Origin of the sequence: Pseudoalteromonas sp. 2CM32C (genome assembly GCF_023161925.1) — a bacterium.
In the GTDB taxonomy this organism is placed as follows: domain Bacteria; phylum Pseudomonadota; class Gammaproteobacteria; order Enterobacterales; family Alteromonadaceae; genus Pseudoalteromonas; species Pseudoalteromonas marina.
This window is the reverse complement of record NZ_JALNTI010000001.1, coordinates 464,918-482,243: the sequence shown is the minus strand read 5'-3', so window position 1 is coordinate 482,243 and position 17,326 is coordinate 464,918. Positions and strand designations below refer to the sequence as shown.

The following is a 17,326-nucleotide window of genomic DNA, read 5'->3' as shown; positions in this document are numbered from 1 at the left end:
TATTACAAGGTTGCCATTAACTATTGAAATTTAAAGTTTTTCATTGTGTGTTGCAGGGTTTCAGTGTTGAGTCGCATTTCATTAAATATTTCTTCTTGCTTACGTGCTGCTTCAACTTCGTGGTTGGCGTATTCAAATACGCTTGCAGCATCCACTGCTATATTTGACGCAACTGCCGACTGTTGTTCTGCGGCTGATGATACGTTCATGGCTAAGTTTTCGAGTACTTTACTTTGTGCATGCACTTGCTCGGATACCGCTCTTGCTTGATCAAATCGCTCTAAAGTGGCTTTTGATAATTTAGTACTTGCTAAAATAGAGCTAACTACTTGGTCGCTGATAGACTGTAACTCGCCGAGCAAAGATGAAATTTTTTCTGATGATTCTTTACTGTTTCCGGCGAGGCTTCTTACTTCGTCGGCAACAACGGCAAACCCTCTACCATGCTCACCTGCTCTTGCTGCTTCAATAGCGGCATTGAGCGCTAGTAAATTAGTTTGCTCGGCAATGCTACTAATTGAATCTAAAATGGACGATATGCTCGCTACCTGCTGATCCATTTTACTTACCACTTCTTCTACGTCAGACATCCCCGTTGCAAGCTCAGTAATTGAGCTTTGGCTAAGTTTGTTATCTTCTATCAATAGATTGGCTTGTTTGTTTAACTCGTCACTAGAGCTGAGTGTTTCAGAAGCTGAGCCTGCTATTTCGCGGCTTGTTGCGGCCATTTCTTCTATTGCGGTGGCTATATTACTCGCCATAGCCAATGTTTTGTTTGAATCATCAAGGACTGTTTTTGTTGCATTACTCATATCGTCACTGAGTTTTGAGCCTGAATTTATTGAGTGGTCGAGTCCTAATAGCAGGTCTTTAAAAGCGAAAATAGTATTGTGGATAGCATTTGATATTTCGCCGAGTTCATCTTTACTTTTGAGCCTTATATCTATTGTTAGGTCGCCTTTTTCGGCTTTAAGTAAGAGTGACGTTAGTTGGCTTAATTCCTTTTTGAGAGTACTTAATAAATGAAAGTTTAAGTATGCGATGATCACAAGTGTAACCAAAAAGTAGACAATAGTGAGTGTAAGCGTTGTATCGGCCGCTTCTTTTAGTTCAAGGCCATCTTTGTCAACAGTACTCCATTGGCTGTCTAGTACTTTTTTAATTTGAGTTATTTGTTGTGTTGCCATAGGAAACCACACAGAGGCTGCCGGCAAAGCTGTAAAGTTGGGCGATTCTGTGTTGAGCAATGTGTTTGTTATTGCATTAATTTTACGTGAGTCAGCACTTTGTATAATGCTGTTAAAGCTTTGTAATTGTTTGCCTTGCAAATTAGCTATTAAATATTGATTGAGCAAATCGATTTCTGAATTGTATAAGGCAATATTTTGCTGTGTAACACTCGTTAATTGCTTTTTAGCTAAAGTGCCATTTATTTTTCCCCTATTTTGGCCCAAACGTTCTTTATATTGCGCGAGCAAAAAAGCAATGTTTAGATCTTTAGATAATACCGGATGCTTTATTTGGCTACTCAGGTTAGCCGCTACATCGAGTGCAATTTGATTTAATTTACTGTAAAACGCGAAAGCACCAGGGGCTGCTTTATTATCAACTTGAGTACGTAATGCCGCTTTTTTTTCATTGTGATCAAAAAGAATACTTAAATTTTTAGAGACCTTTGTAGAATTTTTAGTTAGTTGATCACTTACCGACTTTAAATGCTGTATTGAAGTATCTGCTTTTTTGCGTTGCGCGAGCACTTTGTTTTTAGCCTCGGCTGAACCACTTCCTAAAAAGCCTGCAGTTAAGCCTCGCTCTACAGCATGGTTATGTGCCACTTTTTCCAGTGCATCTAACAAGCTAATTAATGCAATATCTTGGTGCAGTGTCTGCGACTCCTGCCATTTATTCGCTATGTTTTGTATCAGCAATATAAAAATAAAAACCATTAATATGATTGATGTTAACAAAGAGAGCTGAATGATAGATAGTCGGCCAAGTAAGCGATTCATAAGGTCAGTCCTGTTGTGTATTTATCTCGGTATTTTGGCTAAACAAGGGTTAAGCAAATAAATATTCATTAACTATTTAATACATAAAGCGTAGTGTAGTTTTTAATAAATTCACTTGAACAAGTGAGTTAATTTAGTAAATGGTGTTATGTGTGAGGTACTTAATCTTGGCTTGTTTACAAATCATTGCAATTTTGTAACCGTTTTGGTGGTGGTTACCTTGTTATTGTTTTGCTTAAGTTGAGATAATGGTAGGTGAACCAATTTAACGGACTAATTAAAATGAATAAATTTATACTTACCCCGCTTGCTATTACACTTTCTTTAACGCTTAGCGCATGTGGTGGCTCTTCATCAGAAAGTAGCTCTAGCGGCTCGTCAAGCGGTGGCGGCACAGCCCAACTTCAAACTATTGCTTTACAAACATTAACTCGCGAATGCGGGGCTGATTCTGCGTATCAAGCAGATGTTGTTTTTCATAATGATGATGGCGGTGCTATCGGTTCTGTTAAAACCGATGCAGAAGGTAAATTTTCAGGTGAGTTACCCTCAGGCACCAAGCATGTATCAGTATTAGGTGATGTGTTTGATGAAGAAGACGGTGGTTATAAGCAAATTATCACTGAGCTTGATATTGAAAATAGAACTAATTTAGGCACCTTTTATTTTAATGACTTCACAGGTGATTGTGGATGTACTGAATATAGTGTTGATACAACTGCGCTAAGTACGATTGCGTCTGATTACACAATATATCAATCACAAGGTAACGAAGTTTCGGGGTCTGTAAATATTTGCCCGAATGATAATAAGCTTTATTTAACGGCGCTTTCTAGTTACTCAGTTGATGCAAAAGCTGCCGTTATTGATATACCGGTAAACTCATCAGTTATTACCCTAACAGATGAAGATTTTATTCATGACGGTGTTGAAGTTCCTGTTCAATTAGATATTGATGCTGATTATGCTAGTACTCGAGGTTATATAGAAGCTGATAATACGTATAGGTTTGTTCAATATAGTGGTTCTGAAATATCAAACACGCTTTTTGTATTCCCAACAGTGACTGAGCATAATTTTTATGTGCAACTTGATTTTATGTCAGACCTTATGAATGTAGATGGTGTTGACGTTGAGTTTCAAAGCTATGCCCGAAGCGCAGTAGATACTACTGGTGATTATCAGCTGACCACACTTCCGATCGTTACTGACGATTTAGGATTTAGTTTACTTCAACTTGCTGAAAACAATGATTCAAGTTTTGACTTTGGTAATGTTGACAATCGGTTTGCTCGCACAATATGGGGTTACAGCTTTTTAGTTGATGATTCTGCTGAAAGCCGATTTGATTGGACAATAAAAGCGGGCATAAGTGGTCAAATTCCAGATTTGTCTTTTGGTAGTGTGTTCCCTGAACCCACTGATGAGGTTATTTTAGAAGAGTTAACGGTATTGCTTTATGGCTATGCCGGTAATGCAACCGATGCAAACAGTTATGCAAAACTTTTAGATACGATGTCTGAAGGTGGGCATTTAACTAAGCCAGAGTTTAGTAATTATGTATATACATTTGTAAGTGCTGAAATATATTAGTCATTGCGTTTAGTTTTGTATTAAAAAGGCCACACTAGTGGCCTTTGATTTTTGTAAACCTACCCACACTAAATTTTACCTACCGATACATTCTTCTCTTTTTACTGCATCAATAACAATAAAAGAGCATTTACCTTAGTTAAATTAAACTTATTATTAATAAAATGTAAAAACTGATTGTTTGTATAGAGTGATAATAAATTATTTAAAAGTAATCTAGACTGTAAATCACTCAATTGGCAAGCGTATGCTTTGTTGCTGAGTTTAAATAACAACAGATAATTTTACAGGAATTTATTATGAAGTATGAAGGGTATAAAACATTCACAACAGCGCAAGATGCGGGCGTACTGACAGTTACATTTGATTATGGGACAGTAAATGTGCAAGGGATCACTATGCTTGCAGAGCTTAACAGTCTTGCTATGAGATTAGAGCGTGATAGAAGTACAAAAGTGGTTGTGTTTCAATCTGCAAATCCAGAGATTTGGGTATGTCATTATGATACTGAGTTACTTAAAGATATGTCGCAAGAAGCGGTTTCTCGTGATGATGTTAAGCTGCTTGATCTGCAATCTGTTTGCGAGCGCATAAGTAAAGTACCTCAAGCAACCATTGCTAAACTAGAAGGGTTTGCGCGTGGGGGCGGCCATGAACTTGCACTTGCTATGGATATGCGTTTTGCAGCTCGTGGTAAATTTAAGTTTATGCAAATGGAAGTGGGTATGGGGATTTTACCTTGTGGCGGTGGTGCATCACGTATGGCACGCCAAGCAGGGTTAGGTAGAGCACTTGAAATTATATTAAGTGCACGTGATTTTGATGCTGATGAAGCGCAAGCATACGGCACTATTAACAGAGCTCTTGAGCCGGATGAAATAGGCCCTTATGTTGATACCTTAGCAAAGCGAATTGCTCAATTTCCTGCAGAATCAATTAACGCATGTAAACAAGCCGTTTATGAATCAATAGATAAACCTATTGATGAAGCACTAAAAGCGGAGGCCTACTGGTTATATCAAGCAACAAGTAAAACACCAGCAATTAAACGTTTTGCAGCCGCGGATGAGCAAGGCTTAGAGCATGATATTGAAAACCAGCGAAACTGGAATGAGTTAGTGATGAAGGTCCAAGAGATAAACTAATAACTCATTTCACTCACAATATTACTTATTGCTTTTTATAAATAACAGCGGGTTCAACATTTAAAGCACCTGCTAATATCAATATGTTAATTAAATGTATGGGTAATGTGAAATATAAAAAGGGGAGAGGTATGATCATCCCCTTTTTTGAATACTCATAATTTGAGGATTTCAAAATGAAAAAAACAATCTTAATCACCGGCTCTACCGATGGTATTGGCTTAGCTACGGCAAAGTCGTTACTTCAATTGGGCCATACCGTACTCATTCATGGACGAAGCGATAAAAAACTTAGTGCTGTTAAAGAGCAGCTTCTTGTAATTGCGGATGCACAAAATATTTATACGTACAAAGCAGATTTGTCACGTTTTGATGATATTAAGTTATTAAGTGAATACATTAAGAGGGACCATCAATCTTTAGATGTACTCATTAATAATGCCGGTGTATTTGTAGTGCCCGATAAAGTGTCTGATGATGGATTAGACGTACGTTTTATGGTTAATACAATAGCACCTTATATGCTGACTAAAAACTTATTACCTTTACTTGGTATTCATGGTCGTGTGATTAACCTATCTTCTGCTGCTCAATCTTCGCTGAATCCATCAGAATTGCTAAAGCCGAGTATATTATCCGATAACGCAGTTTATGCAAAAAGTAAGTTGGCATTAACGATGTGGTCATTCAATTTAAGTGCAGAGCTAGGGAAAGATTCCACGATGATTTTGGCTGTTAATCCTAAATCATTTTTAGGTAGTAAGATGGTTTCGCAAGCATACGGTGTTTCCGGCAGTGACTTGAATATAGGCGCTGATATTCTTGTAAAAGCAGCTATTTCTGATGAGTTTGCTAATGCATAGGGGTTATATTTCAATAATGATATTGGTCAATTCTCTTCTCCACATGAAGATGCACTAAATATAGAAAAAACTACAGCATTATCAAAAGTATTAGACGAAATTATTAACCAGCATAATACTTAGCTTAGGTAAGTAAATGACATGAAAAAAGTATTAATTAATTTTGCTCATCCGGCAAAGTCACGTTCAAATGTAAATAAAGCTTTGCGCAAAGCGATAGAGGGTATTGAAAGCGTAACAGTCAATGATTTATATGCGCATTATCCAGATTTCATGATCGACGTAGAGCGTGAACAGTCTTTATGTGAATCACACGATATTATTGTATTTCAACATCCCTTCTACTGGTATTCTACGCCTGCGATTATTAAAGAGTGGTTTGACTTGGTACTTGAGCATGGTTGGGCTTATGGATCATCAGGTAAAGCCTTAGAGGGAAAAATAATATTCCAGGCTATCAGTACAGGAGGCGATTCGGCTACTTACCAGTCCAGTGGGTATAACCAATTTACGTTAAGAGAACTGACAACTCCGTTTCAGGCTACTGCTAAATTATGCGGCCTTGAATGGCTTCCACCGTTAGCTGTGACCGGAGTTCATAGAGGGCTTGAATCTGAAAAAATGCAGCAACATGCAGATAATTATCGACAAGTAATCTTAGCATTAAGAGATGGTTTAATAGATATACATGAGGCCAAACAGTTCGATTTACTTAATAGTTTTTTAAATCAGTTGACTAAGGAGTAATGAAATGGAAGGCTTTTTATTACAACTATTTATATTTTTGGCTGCTGCAGCTATCTCTGTACCAATTGCTAAAAAACTAGGGCTTGGTTCCGTATTAGGGTATTTAATTGCTGGTATTGTCATTGGTCCTTATGGAGCATCATTAATCCATGATATTGAAGCGATAATGCATTTTACTGAATTTGGTGTCGTGATGATGTTATTTTTGGTTGGATTGGAATTAAAACCTTCTTTATTGTGGCAACTTAAAACACCTATTTTAGGGTTTGGTGGTTCACAGGTTTTAATTTCAACAATCATAATTAGCTTCATTAGTGTCGTTTTTTTACCCTGGCAACAGGCATTAGCTGTTGGTCTTATTTTATCTTTGTCTTCAACAGCTATTGTTTTGCAGACTCTACAAGAAAAAGGAAAAATGAAAACAGAGGCGGGTCAATCAGTCTTTGCAGTGCTGTTGTTTCAAGACTTAGCTGTTATTCCAATGCTAGCTGTTATTCCTTTACTAGCGACACTCCCTATACTAAGCGGAGGGCATCATGACTCTTCACTTATAGATATCAGCGGTTTACCAAGTTACCTACAGGTAATAGTAACCTTGGCTGCTATTTCGTTTGTGTTGATATTAGGGAAGTTTGGTTGCCGGCCTATTTTTAGAGTAATAGCTAAAACAGGTGTCAGAGAGATATTTGTTGCAGCGGCTCTATCATTAGTCATTGGCACATCATTACTAATGCTTGCTGTTGGGTTATCACCTGCACTTGGTGCATTTTTAGCTGGTGTAGTATTGGCAGATAGTGAGTTTAGACACGAATTAGAAAGTGATATTGAACCATTTAAAGGGCTTTTATTAGGTATTTTTTTTATCTCAATAGGTGCCAGTTTAAACTTCATATTAATCGGCAATAACTTGGCGCTTATTTTAGGTATGACAGTAGGTTTAATTTTTGTTAAATGGCTAATACTTTTGATTATTGGGCACATATTTAATATTAGCTCTAAGGAGCGGCCTTTATTTTCAATTGCGTTAGCACAAGGTGGTGAGTTTGCTTTTGTACTCTTTCAGCTCACTAAAAGTGCGGGTGTATTGCCAACAAGCGTTATTGAACCGTTAATATCTGCGGTTGCTATTTCAATGTTTTTAGCACCAATCATGTTTTTATTAAATGATAAATTTAGTAGTAAAGAACTAGATGCAACTGAGAGTAATGCGCAAGATGAGATCAATAAAAGTGATCATAAAGTAATTTTGGCTGGTTTTGGCCGTTTAGGCACTGATGTTGGTCGCTTTCTAATTTCAGCAGGCATTAAACCTACCATCCTAGATTATGACTATAGCAATGTTGAAGTACTCAGAACGCTTGGTTTTGATGTGTATTATGGTGATGCTACCAGGCTTGATTTACTTGAGTCTGCAGGTGCTGCTCATGCTGAAGTATTAGTTGTGAGTATTGGCGATATGACTTCAACTCGACAAATTATTGAATTAACAAAAAAGCATTATCCGCAGCTTAAAATAGTGGTAAATGCACCTGACAGAGAAGCTGCGTTTGAGTTGATGGATTTAGGTGTTGGTAATATTTATAGAGAAACATTTGGGACATCTCTTACTATCGGACAGTCCGCAATGATTCAATTGGGTATTGACCCTTATGAGGTGCATAGGCTTAAGCAAATCTTTAGTAAAAAAGAAGCACAAATGACGTCAGAACTTTATAAAAAACGAAGGGAAGAGCACGGTTATATTTCGTTTTATAAAGAGCATCACGCCCAATTAGAAGCGCTTATGAAACTTGATAGCAATGAGCATTTAGCTGAGCTTGATAAAGCGTGGATAGCAAAAAACCCGTTGCAATAATTGGTTAAATTTAACGGCTCAACAAACCATTAAGTTACGAATATATTATTAACTATTTATATAAAGTCTTTTAAGTAGTCTGTAGCTAATAATATTGTGAGTTAGTTGTTAAAGTTGTATAGAAGAGTAGTAATACAGTAATTAAAATTAACATAACTAGGAGTTAGCATGTTAGGCGAAGACCATTCACTTATTAATGAATTTCCATCATTTAAAGAAAAAATTATTGCGTTAAGCTCGACTAATGAGGTGTTTGGAGACGATGCAAAGCGCTATCATGAGCTTGATAAAGAGATTAGAGCACTTGAGTTAGATAACGCTCCTATTGGCGATGAGGCTTTACATAAATTAAAGCAAGAGCGCGCAATATTAAAAGATGCGTTATATAGCCAATTGTTGAAAGTTTAATAGTGAGTTATAAATAAACGCACTATTAATACCCTTAGCTAAGTATTTAATGAGCAGCCTTATGGCTGCTTATTTGTATTGTGTATAATTAAAGCAGGTATTAGTTTATTATGTGTTTTCCCAATAGGGTATTTCGCCATAATACTTTATAAAAAAGTCGATAAATGCACGTACTTTTGGCGCGAGCAACCGGGAGCTTGGGTATACAGCCCAAATAGCGGCATTTGAATCCATGGGGTAATCTTTTAGTATTTGAACTAGGGTGCCTTCTTTTAATGCGTTGTGGGCGCACCAAATAGACGAAATAGTAATACCTGCATCATTAATACACGCATCCCTTATCGACTCTCCATTATCAATACGAATACTTCCTTTTACCTTAACTTTTTCAATGCCATTTGGCGTTTTAAAGCTCCAGTAGTCAATCCCAATTAATTTAATACAATTATGGTTGAGAAGATCCTGTGGTGTTTTTGGTTCTCCGTGTTCTGCTATGTAGCCTGGTGAGGCGCATATAATTCTATGGTCGCGGGCTAACTTTCTGGCTACGAGGGTTGAATCGTTAAGCTCGGCATTTCTGATAGCGATATCAAAACCACCTTCTACCATGTCTACAATACTATCGCTTTGTCTTAAATCCACTTTAAGTTCAGGGTGCTGATCAATAAAAGCTTTAAGTGCGGGCACTATATGCATACGACCAAATGAGGAAGGGGCTGCAACACGAATCGTGCCTTGGGGGGTAAAAGAGCCTGCGCCTACAGCTGCTTTTGCACTATTTATAGCATTTAATATTTCTTCAGCGTGAGGTAAAAACTCTCGGCCTTCTTCAGTTAAAGATACTCGCCTTGTTGTACGGTGGATTAGTTTTACACCAAGGGATTCCTCAAGCTTAATAATATGCATGCTAGCTACTGGTGGCGAAAGACCGAGTTCCGCGCCTGCTGAACTAATATTGTGTGTAGAGGCAACACGAACGAATAACTTTAGGTGTTCATTGTTCATTATTAAAGCCTATTATTAATAAAATTTTAATACTGATTATTCATTTGAGTGTATTATCATATGTATGGTTTGTAAATATACTGTCTGTATAAACTAAACAAGGGGGTTACCATGAAAGCGATGATTATTAATGAGTTTGGCGCAAGTGATGTATTTAAAGCTGCGGATATTGCTAAACCAGTTGTTAAGGAAGGTCATGTTGTAGTTAAAGTAATGGCTACGAGCGTAAACACGGTTGATATGATGATTCGTCAAATGGGTGACGCATTAGCCCCCTTAGCGCCAGCTCTACCGGGTGTTTTAGGTATGGATTTTGCCGGTGTTATTGATGAAGTTGGCGACGGTGTAACCGGATTTGCTGTAGGCGATGAAGTATACGGCTGTGCAGGTGGATTGGCAGAGTTACAAGGTGCGTTAGCAGAATATATGCTCGCCGATATTAAGTTAATAGCACATAAACCAAAAACGTTGTCTATGCGCGAAGCGGCAGCTATTCCTTTGGTGGGTATTACGGCTTATGAGGGCTTAACGCGCGCTGCAGTAAAGTCTGGTCAAAAAGTGTTAGTTCATGGTGGGGCCGGTGGCGTAGGGCATATTGCTTTACAGTTAGCTAAATACTTCGGTGCAGACGTATTTGCGACAGGTGGTGGCGATAAGCAATCAGCATTAATTGAAAAGTTAGGTGGCACTGCCATTAACTATAAAACGCAAGCCGTAGCTGATTATGTGCAGACACACACGCAAGGTGCTGGTTTTGATGTTGTTTACGATTCAATTGGTGGTGCAAACTTACTTAAGTCATTTGATGCAGCCGCATTGAATGGCCAGATAGCCACTACCGTGTCGTTAGCTGAAATAGATTTAACCCCTGCTCATTTTAAAGGGCTATCGCTACATGTTGTATTTATGCTTATACCTATGCTGCACAACCATAAACGCCAGCAGCATGGCGAAATACTAGCTAAGCTTGCAACAATTATTGATGAAGGGCACTTAGTGCCTGTATTAGACAATATTGAATTTAACCTTGAGGATGCGGGTAAAGCGCATGATCGTTTAGCAAGCGGTGAGGGCATGGGCAAAGTAATAATTACAATATAAACTAGTTTTGTTTGAAAAGCCGAGCATCTGTTAAAGGGCTCGGCTTTTTTATTATTTATAGGCAAAATCACTCTATAAAGATTTACGGTTAAATAGTCATAAATTCAATTGAGATCTATTTGTTTTGATAAAAATAACGTAGTTAAGTCTGTTATTTTTATCAGGGCTTCTTTATCTGCGTGGGTCCATGATATTTTCGATCCAATACTTTCACAGCAAATCACGCCTAGTGCCTTATTATCTTTAAAATAAATGTAGTCAAGTAGTGAGTAAATATCGTATGGCTCAAAATAGCTTTTGGTAAAGCCTTTTGTAACTTCGTGATTTCTTGCATCGGGGGCATCAAGTATTTGGTGGCTTAGTATGTAGTTAAAGTAATCTGGGTAGTCTTTTGCTGTTAATACTGAGTCAAGAATGACTTCATCGTTCTCATCAAGGCACATTAAGCAATTTATCTCAGAGTATTCTTCATTAAACAGCCATAAGCTGACTCTGTTGGCCGCAGGTATTAATCTTTTTAGTTCACGGCATGTTTGTTTAAGTTTATGTTCTCTTTTAATGCTCGGGTCACTAATTTTTATTGCTAAGTCTTTGAGATTTTCGTTGTTTGGATTGTAAACATTAAGCAAGCTGTTCAAGCTATCTTTATTAAATGGCTTAGTTAAATAACCGTCCATGCCAATATTTAGGTAATGCTCAATATCTTGTTTCATTGTGTTGGCAGTCATGGCAATGATAGGTATTGATTTACCGTTTTTCAGTGCTCTTATGGCCTTGGTTGCTTCAACTCCATCCATTACTGGCATTTGAATATCCATAAAGATTAAATCAACGTGGTTGTTAACAAAGTAATCAACACACTCTTTACCGTTTTCAGTAAAAATCACTTGAGTGTTGTGCGCTTTTAACATTTTATTGACGACGATTTGATTTATTTTATTATCTTCCGCAACTAAAATAGCACAGCCTTGTAAATCAGTTACTTCTTTGTTTTTCTTTAGCAAACTATCTAAAATCGATGCTTCAAAGCTTTGCTGATAAATAAATGTAGAGCCTTCATTTTCTTGGCTGGTAAAACGGATTTTCCCACCCATTAAATGACTTAACTTATTACAAATAGAAAGGCCTAACCCTGTACCACCAAATTTACGAGAGGTAGATGAGTCAGCTTGATGAAATTCTTTAAATAAGTTTGCTTGTGCTGCTTTGTTTATCCCTATACCTGTATCTATGACCTTAAATGTTATGTTCTGTGTATTTAAAGAGTGACCTTTTAAGTTAATTATTAAATCAACGTGCCCAGCTTGAGTAAATTTAATTGCATTTGAGCATAGGTTATTTAATATTTGCGATATTCTTAGTGGGTCACCTTTTAATGTTTCAGCCACTTTTTTATCTATTAATACATTAAACTTTATACCTTTATCAGAGGCTTGTTTTTTTAGTGGCTCAATTACACCATTAACAACGTCTTTAAGGTTAAAGTCGATATGTTCAATATCTAATTTTCCAGCTTCTATTTTTGAAAAATCTAAAATATCATTCACTATATTGGATAAAATATTGGCTGAGTTTAGAATACTTTTTAGCGCAATATCTTTTTCACTATTACTGCTGTCAGATAAGCCAAATTCGGCCAAGTTTAAGATACCGTGAAGTGGTGTTCTTAGCTCATGCGACATATTAGCTAAAAATTTACCTTTTAAATTATTGGATGTATCTGCTTCAGCTTTTAGTTTTTCAAGCTCTTGAATATGAGTTTTTTGCTGTTCTAATGCTTTACTTAGTTCTCTGTTTTTTAGCCTTAACTCTAATTGGGCTATTACCTCTTTACTTAAAATAGTTAACGCACTAATTTGTTTTTTAGTTAATTTTTTAGGTTTATCACTAATTACACATAAAGTACCAATTGTACTGCCTTGCGGTGTGATAAGGGGGGCACCTGCATAAAAGCGAATGTTTGGATCGTTGGTTACTAAAGGGTTGTCGTGAAAGCGCTCATCAAGTAAAGCATTTTGTATTTCAAATACTTGGTCTTGCAAAATAGCATGGGAGCAAAACGCAATATCACGCTCTGTTTCAGTCGCTTCAATACCGTATTTTGATTTAAACCATTGTCTTTGCGGATCGACTAAACTTATAAGTGATATGGGGGTATCACATATATCTGAGGCAAGTTGAGTTAAGTCATCAAATACTTTTTCAGCTTCTGTATCTAATATTTCGTACTCATACAATGCTTTTAATCGAGATTGTTCATCCGCTGGAATTCGCGCTTTTTGCATAGTAATACCTAATGTTTATGTAGCGTTACTATAGAAGTAAAGTGAACTGAATGACAACTTTTTACTACAAGTTACAATAAAGAGACAAATATTCGTTAGCTTTATTATAGACTGCCCGCCATTTACAAAAAGTTATTGATTTACATTAAGCTCAATAAAATAAGTTGAAAGGTTAATTAATCAGTTATAAAATTTTACGGCCCCTTATTAGTGACAAAAACGGTAAGCACTGTACCTTTGAAATTAAACCAACCAAGCATTCATATATTGTTTATTTTAATGAATTTTAAATGTCATTAGATATTTCATTTAGTTTACAGTTTTGGTGTAACCCCTTATTGAGTAATTTAAGTTGGCAAATCTACTTTAAACTTTCAATTAGCTTTAGCTTACTTTTAAAATTTAACTTTACATGAATGTAGCGAGCTAGTGTGGCAATTAGTACCAAAGTGCCAATACCTACTTGTGTGAGCCATATTGTTGTGTGGTTGTACATTAAAACGCTCACGGCCGCAGTGATGCAAAGTGCAGCCCACAAAATGGAACAGCCTATAAGGTTTAAGCGCCAATAGTTTATTTGATTAATGAGCTGCTGCTTTTTAAAAAGTAGTAAACCATTAACATCTAGGGTGTGTGTTTTTATTAGTTTTTTGCGCTGAATAAATGCCCATACTGAAAACCCAATTGGTAACGGAGTTAAAATTGCGTATAACACTTGCTCAAGAGTGCTAGTTGCTTCAAAAACTAATGCATAGATACAAAATAAGCTAACAAATGCGCCTGCTACTAAGTCTAACCATGCTTTAATTGATTGTTTTTTTCTTGCCGATGTAATTTGGCTCAGTAGTGCGGCAGTATCCAGTTTTGGAGTCGCATTTTTATAGTCTTTTTGCCATTGTTCTAATAGTGGATCCATAATTATTATTGCTCCATTAGCTTTTGAAGTTGCACACGTGCGCGGCTAGCGCGCTTGGCGACGTTCGCTTCGTTTATACCTAGCGTATGTGCTATTTCGGCTTGGTTAAAACCTTCTAATTGAAGAGAAATAACTTGCCTAAATTTTAATGGTAGCCGTCTCATCGCTGTCATTAAATCATACGTGTTATCGCTGTGTTGGTGAGAATCAGTACTAACCAAGTCAAGTAAAGGGTCGCTTAAATTATGACGATCTTGGCGACGTGTTTCTTTTAAAACATGATCGACAGCACGGTTGTGTGCGACCCTAGCAATAAAGGTTTTCATACTTGAATCGCCTCTAAAGTTTTCTACTGCATGCCAAACAGCTAACGATATATCTTGCAGTAGGTCCTCTCTAAGTGCTTGGTCTGCTTCATGTGTTGCAGCAATACGCGCCATTAAAGGTGCGTATTGCAGTAGTATCTCATGAATATGATCCCTTTTTTCCACTAGGCTTCCTTGTTTTTAATGAATACACTTCTGTAAGCAATATAGCTTATACAGGTGAGTATAGGACCCGTAATAATCGCACTCAATAAAAAAGTATAAGGGGCTAACAATAGACTTAAGAAAGAAATTAGCGCGATTAAACACATTGGTTTAAACGCATAGAAAAAAGCATTTAGGCTACTTTTTAATGCTTGCAGTAGGTTTTTTTCACCAAGTAAAACACAATAGCTTGCAAAACTGACAGGCAGTGTAACAGGAATAATTGAGGCAAAAATAATACCTAGTTGCCATTGGGTAACTTCAGTAGGCTGCGAAAATAAAAGTAAATTTATGCCATCATTCCCTAGTAAAAGCTTTGCTACAAATAACTGAATAAAAAAAGCAGATGCTAAAATTGCTGAAAGCGGAATCATGCTTAGCCAGTTTTTAGCTTTAAAAATCGACTTTAATGAAAATACTTTATGAGTGGCCAGATGATGAATGACGATAACAGCGCTACTGCCCACAAAAGTGGCAGCCCATTTGGAGGCTAGCATGCCATAAGGGGCGGGTAGTATTTGAAAAATACCTTCAATAATTAAAGGAAGCAGTAAAAATAAAAAAAGTTTTACAGGTGCTTGCTTAAAAAGTGAAAAACCGTCTTGAAGCCATTGATTAGCTTTACTAGCGGGTAAAGTATGTAGTGGGGTTACTGTTAATGTATTCATAATTACTCTCCTTTTGATTGTTATGTTATTAGTCGATAACAATGAGAATAACCTGACATTTTATTTTTAATTAAAGTAAAAAATTTAAAACACAAAAATAGATTTATAATTAGATTAGCTTACACCACAAGCAGGATATAAATTAAGCACTTCGGTAACTACTTGACCAAATAGAGCTTGTTCTTGCTTTGACAAATTAATAGTTGGGTCAAATTTCATGATATCGGCGGGTCGTGAAGTAATTATTTCTGAAAAAGTCATTGCGGTTAATACATTGCCTGCATAAGAGGCATGGTTGCCATCATCCATATGTAGTTTTGCATTTGGCATTAACACTAAAAGCTTGTTCCAAACAAGGCCAATAGGAGCTACGCAGCTAGGTTGTTTAGCGCTTATTGATAAATGTAAGTCGTATACACGCTGGCCTTCTTCAGGGTTGCCTCTTTGTGGGTGTTCAGGAAATAAAATAGGTGTAATATTTTGTGCCTTGGCTGATTAAATTAAATGCTCAGCGGCATCAGTAGGGTAAGTTGTTAAACCAGACTGAGAGTATTTTTGGCCTTGAAAAATGGGATGGCTTAGATTTTTGTTTTTAAGTTTGTCTACGTTTGCCCTAATACTCACAATATTATCTAAAAAAGGTCCCGACACTGTAGTTGTTTGAACTGACTTATCTGGGTATTGGTTTTCGATTATATGCTCAATGATCCGCCCTAACTGACTGCTGTGACTATTGCCATAAATAATAATGTTGTAATTATCTTCGATATTGTTTTGTGTAATTGGAGTCGGACTTTCACTTGTATTTGATTGCGGAACTTTGGTATTACTGCTGCCTGAACCGCAGGCTGATAAAAAGATTAAAGAAAAAAGCCAAAATTGTTTAGGGGTATTAAAACTTATCATACTAATTTGTACCAATATTGAAAACTACTTACTGATACTAGTAGGTTAATTCTTATGCCACAAGTTCTTGCACGGCTCAAATACCTTAGTGATATTTTGTTTTATGATTTAAACAAAAAGCCCAGCAAAAATGCTGGGCTAAGGTACTTAGGTAATATAGGTGTTATTGCGTTAATTCACCAGTAGCTGACTCGATGTGTGCTCTTACAAACCACTGAAATTGTTCAAGATCGGCAAGTTGGCTTATTAACATATCTTCAGATACTGGATCTAAATCTGATACCGCTTCGATGGCTTTACGGTGATCGGCATTAATGCCGTTGTACACCTTATCTAACGCGCCTAAATGCTCGGTAACAAGTCCTTTACCTAATGAATATTCGTTCCATGTACGGCGGTCAACAATTGACTTAGGTGTCCCGACTGGTATGCCGCCTAAAGTGGCAATACGCTCGGCTATTGTATCTGTCATTTCGCGCACAGCTTCAACCTGAGGGTCTAGCATTTCATGCACACCTATAAAATTAGGACCAACAACATTCCAATGAATATGTTTTAGTGTTAATTGAAGATCTATAAGTGCAACCATGCGGTTATCTAAGGCTGCGATAGTTTTTTCAGCTGATTCGTTGCTCATACCTGGTGCAGTAAATTTAGCTTGCTTATTTGTATTGCTCATAACTTCTCCTACTTAACTATTTAATATTTTCACGTAGTCCTTTACGTAATAAATACGTGATAATTGTATGAAGCAATCAATATGCCGAAAGTTAAACTAAATAAAATTGTTTTAAATCAGTTGCTTGTGTTTTTGCTTTTGTTTGGTTTTTTATTAATATGAGGTGGTTATGAAAAGTCTGCATCTTTTTGTAAAATTTGCAGACCAAACAGATTTGCTGAAACTAAACTAGAATATTTTTAACGGGTGTATTCATGTGCCTTTAGTAATTCAAGCGGTATTACTTCAAGCGATTTTTTATTAGTGGCCTGCAAGATTACTGGCGGCGCAACGTTTGCTTGTTGCGCATGGAGCCATCTTATTGCGCATAAACACCATTTGTCGCCAGCTTTTAAGCCTTCAAAATCGTAAAGTGGATTGGGCGTTATGAGATCATTACCTTGTGACTTCGAAAACTGTAAAAATTCTTCGGTCATAATTGCACACACACTATGATTACCGCGATCAGAGTCTGGTACATAGCAAAAACCCTCGCGAGTATACCCGCCATTCCCACAGCATAATTGTAACCGGGTATCCAGAACGTTAAATTGATTTGCCATAAGGTGCCTTAAGT

At 36.9% G+C, this 17,326-nt stretch carries 17 protein-coding genes; 7 read left to right on the top strand and 10 right to left on the bottom strand.

Annotated features, from left to right (window positions below):
* Positions 1-20: 20 nt before the first annotated feature.
* Positions 21-2,009, bottom strand: a complete 1,989-nt coding sequence (locus MTF67_RS02235) for a methyl-accepting chemotaxis protein (protein WP_248518596.1) — start codon at positions 2,007-2,009, stop codon at positions 21-23.
* Positions 2,010-2,291: 282 nt separating this feature from the next.
* Here MTF67_RS02235 and MTF67_RS02230 point away from each other — a divergent pair, with 282 nt between their 5' ends.
* The 6 genes from MTF67_RS02230 (at position 2,292) to MTF67_RS02205 (ending at position 8,620) form a co-directional block, all read left to right on the top strand.
* Positions 2,292-3,602, top strand: coding sequence for a hypothetical protein (locus tag MTF67_RS02230; RefSeq protein WP_248518595.1), 1,311 nt, complete (start codon positions 2,292-2,294; stop codon positions 3,600-3,602).
* A 299-nt stretch (positions 3,603-3,901) separates the two neighbouring features.
* The gene (locus MTF67_RS02225) at positions 3,902-4,747 is read left to right on the top strand and encodes an enoyl-CoA hydratase/isomerase family protein (RefSeq protein ID WP_006791797.1); all 846 of its coding nucleotides are present in this window, start codon (positions 3,902-3,904) and stop codon (positions 4,745-4,747) included.
* A gap of 176 nt (positions 4,748-4,923) precedes the next feature.
* Positions 4,924-5,610 carry an SDR family NAD(P)-dependent oxidoreductase gene (locus MTF67_RS02220; RefSeq protein WP_348983479.1) on the top strand — a complete coding sequence of 229 codons (687 nt, stop codon included), beginning with the start codon at positions 4,924-4,926 and terminating at the stop codon, positions 5,608-5,610.
* Between the two features lie 141 nt (positions 5,611-5,751).
* Positions 5,752-6,357 (top strand): NAD(P)H-dependent oxidoreductase, encoded by a 606-nt coding sequence (locus MTF67_RS02215; protein ID WP_248518594.1) that lies wholly within the window; start codon positions 5,752-5,754, stop codon positions 6,355-6,357.
* 4 nt (positions 6,358-6,361) lie between these two features.
* Positions 6,362-8,212, top strand: coding sequence for a monovalent cation:proton antiporter-2 (CPA2) family protein (locus MTF67_RS02210; RefSeq protein WP_248518593.1), 1,851 nt, complete (start codon positions 6,362-6,364; stop codon positions 8,210-8,212).
* A 168-nt stretch (positions 8,213-8,380) separates the two neighbouring features.
* Positions 8,381-8,620, top strand: a complete 240-nt coding sequence (locus MTF67_RS02205) for a YdcH family protein (RefSeq protein ID WP_248518592.1) — start codon at positions 8,381-8,383, stop codon at positions 8,618-8,620.
* Between the two features lie 108 nt (positions 8,621-8,728).
* On the opposite strand, the gene MTF67_RS02200 is transcribed toward MTF67_RS02205, so the two are convergent.
* The gene (locus MTF67_RS02200) at positions 8,729-9,625 is read right to left on the bottom strand and encodes a LysR family transcriptional regulator (protein ID WP_248518591.1); all 897 of its coding nucleotides are present in this window, start codon (positions 9,623-9,625) and stop codon (positions 8,729-8,731) included.
* Positions 9,626-9,736: 111 nt separating this feature from the next.
* Here MTF67_RS02200 and MTF67_RS02195 point away from each other — a divergent pair, with 111 nt between their 5' ends.
* The gene (locus tag MTF67_RS02195) at positions 9,737-10,726 is read left to right on the top strand and encodes a zinc-dependent alcohol dehydrogenase family protein (protein WP_248518590.1); all 990 of its coding nucleotides are present in this window, start codon (positions 9,737-9,739) and stop codon (positions 10,724-10,726) included.
* 104 nt (positions 10,727-10,830) lie between these two features.
* Here MTF67_RS02195 and MTF67_RS02190 read toward each other — a convergent pair whose 3' ends face one another.
* The 8 genes from MTF67_RS02190 to MTF67_RS02155 all read right to left on the bottom strand — a co-directional run bounded on the left by MTF67_RS02190 (position 10,831) and on the right by MTF67_RS02155 (position 17,312).
* Entirely contained in the window at positions 10,831-13,011 is a 2,181-nt protein-coding gene (locus MTF67_RS02190) for an ATP-binding protein (protein ID WP_248518589.1), read from the bottom strand.
* 361 nt (positions 13,012-13,372) lie between these two features.
* A complete protein-coding gene (locus MTF67_RS02185; protein ID WP_248518588.1) occupies positions 13,373-13,927 on the bottom strand; it encodes a hypothetical protein in 555 nt (184 codons plus the stop codon).
* 5 nt (positions 13,928-13,932) lie between these two features.
* Complete coding sequence (locus MTF67_RS02180; RefSeq protein WP_248518587.1) at positions 13,933-14,418, bottom strand: RNA polymerase sigma factor; 486 nt, start codon at positions 14,416-14,418, stop codon at positions 13,933-13,935.
* Positions 14,418-15,125 carry a hypothetical protein gene (locus MTF67_RS02175; protein WP_248518586.1) on the bottom strand — a complete coding sequence of 236 codons (708 nt, stop codon included), beginning with the start codon at positions 15,123-15,125 and terminating at the stop codon, positions 14,418-14,420. The genes MTF67_RS02180 and MTF67_RS02175 overlap by 1 nt, the downstream gene beginning before the upstream one ends.
* Positions 15,126-15,239: 114 nt before the next feature.
* Positions 15,240-15,455, bottom strand: coding sequence for a hypothetical protein (locus tag MTF67_RS02170; protein WP_248518585.1), 216 nt, complete (start codon positions 15,453-15,455; stop codon positions 15,240-15,242).
* A 165-nt stretch (positions 15,456-15,620) separates the two neighbouring features.
* A complete protein-coding gene (locus MTF67_RS02165) occupies positions 15,621-16,031 on the bottom strand; it encodes a hypothetical protein (RefSeq protein WP_248518584.1) in 411 nt (136 codons plus the stop codon).
* A 163-nt stretch (positions 16,032-16,194) separates the two neighbouring features.
* A complete protein-coding gene (dps, locus tag MTF67_RS02160; protein WP_006791810.1) occupies positions 16,195-16,710 on the bottom strand; it encodes a DNA starvation/stationary phase protection protein Dps in 516 nt (171 codons plus the stop codon).
* Between the two features lie 239 nt (positions 16,711-16,949).
* Entirely contained in the window at positions 16,950-17,312 is a 363-nt protein-coding gene (locus MTF67_RS02155; RefSeq protein WP_006791812.1) for a DUF2237 domain-containing protein, read from the bottom strand.
* Positions 17,313-17,326: the final 14 nt, after the last annotated feature.

Bases quoted from the DNA above. Each gene is read 5' to 3' on its own strand.
- MTF67_RS02235 (WP_248518596.1), bottom strand. From the start codon at position 2,009: ATGAATCGCTTACTTGGCCGACTATCTATCATTCAGCTCTCTTTGTTA.
- MTF67_RS02230 (WP_248518595.1), top strand. From the start codon at position 2,292: ATGAATAAATTTATACTTACCCCGCTTGCTATTACACTTTCTTTAACG.
- MTF67_RS02225 (WP_006791797.1), top strand. From the start codon at position 3,902: ATGAAGTATGAAGGGTATAAAACATTCACAACAGCGCAAGATGCGGGC.
- MTF67_RS02220 (WP_348983479.1), top strand. From the start codon at position 4,924: ATGAAAAAAACAATCTTAATCACCGGCTCTACCGATGGTATTGGCTTA.
- MTF67_RS02215 (WP_248518594.1), top strand. From the start codon at position 5,752: ATGAAAAAAGTATTAATTAATTTTGCTCATCCGGCAAAGTCACGTTCA.
- MTF67_RS02210 (WP_248518593.1), top strand. From the start codon at position 6,362: ATGGAAGGCTTTTTATTACAACTATTTATATTTTTGGCTGCTGCAGCT.
- MTF67_RS02205 (WP_248518592.1), top strand. From the start codon at position 8,381: ATGTTAGGCGAAGACCATTCACTTATTAATGAATTTCCATCATTTAAA.
- MTF67_RS02200 (WP_248518591.1), bottom strand. From the start codon at position 9,625: ATGAACAATGAACACCTAAAGTTATTCGTTCGTGTTGCCTCTACACAC.
- MTF67_RS02195 (WP_248518590.1), top strand. From the start codon at position 9,737: ATGAAAGCGATGATTATTAATGAGTTTGGCGCAAGTGATGTATTTAAA.
- MTF67_RS02190 (WP_248518589.1), bottom strand. From the start codon at position 13,011: ATGCAAAAAGCGCGAATTCCAGCGGATGAACAATCTCGATTAAAAGCA.
- MTF67_RS02185 (WP_248518588.1), bottom strand. From the start codon at position 13,927: ATGGATCCACTATTAGAACAATGGCAAAAAGACTATAAAAATGCGACT.
- MTF67_RS02175 (WP_248518586.1), bottom strand. From the start codon at position 15,125: ATGAATACATTAACAGTAACCCCACTACATACTTTACCCGCTAGTAAA.
- MTF67_RS02170 (WP_248518585.1), bottom strand. From the start codon at position 15,455: ATGCCAAATGCAAAACTACATATGGATGATGGCAACCATGCCTCTTAT.
- MTF67_RS02165 (WP_248518584.1), bottom strand. From the start codon at position 16,031: ATGATAAGTTTTAATACCCCTAAACAATTTTGGCTTTTTTCTTTAATC.
- dps (WP_006791810.1), bottom strand. From the start codon at position 16,710: ATGAGCAATACAAATAAGCAAGCTAAATTTACTGCACCAGGTATGAGC.
- MTF67_RS02155 (WP_006791812.1), bottom strand. From the start codon at position 17,312: ATGGCAAATCAATTTAACGTTCTGGATACCCGGTTACAATTATGCTGT.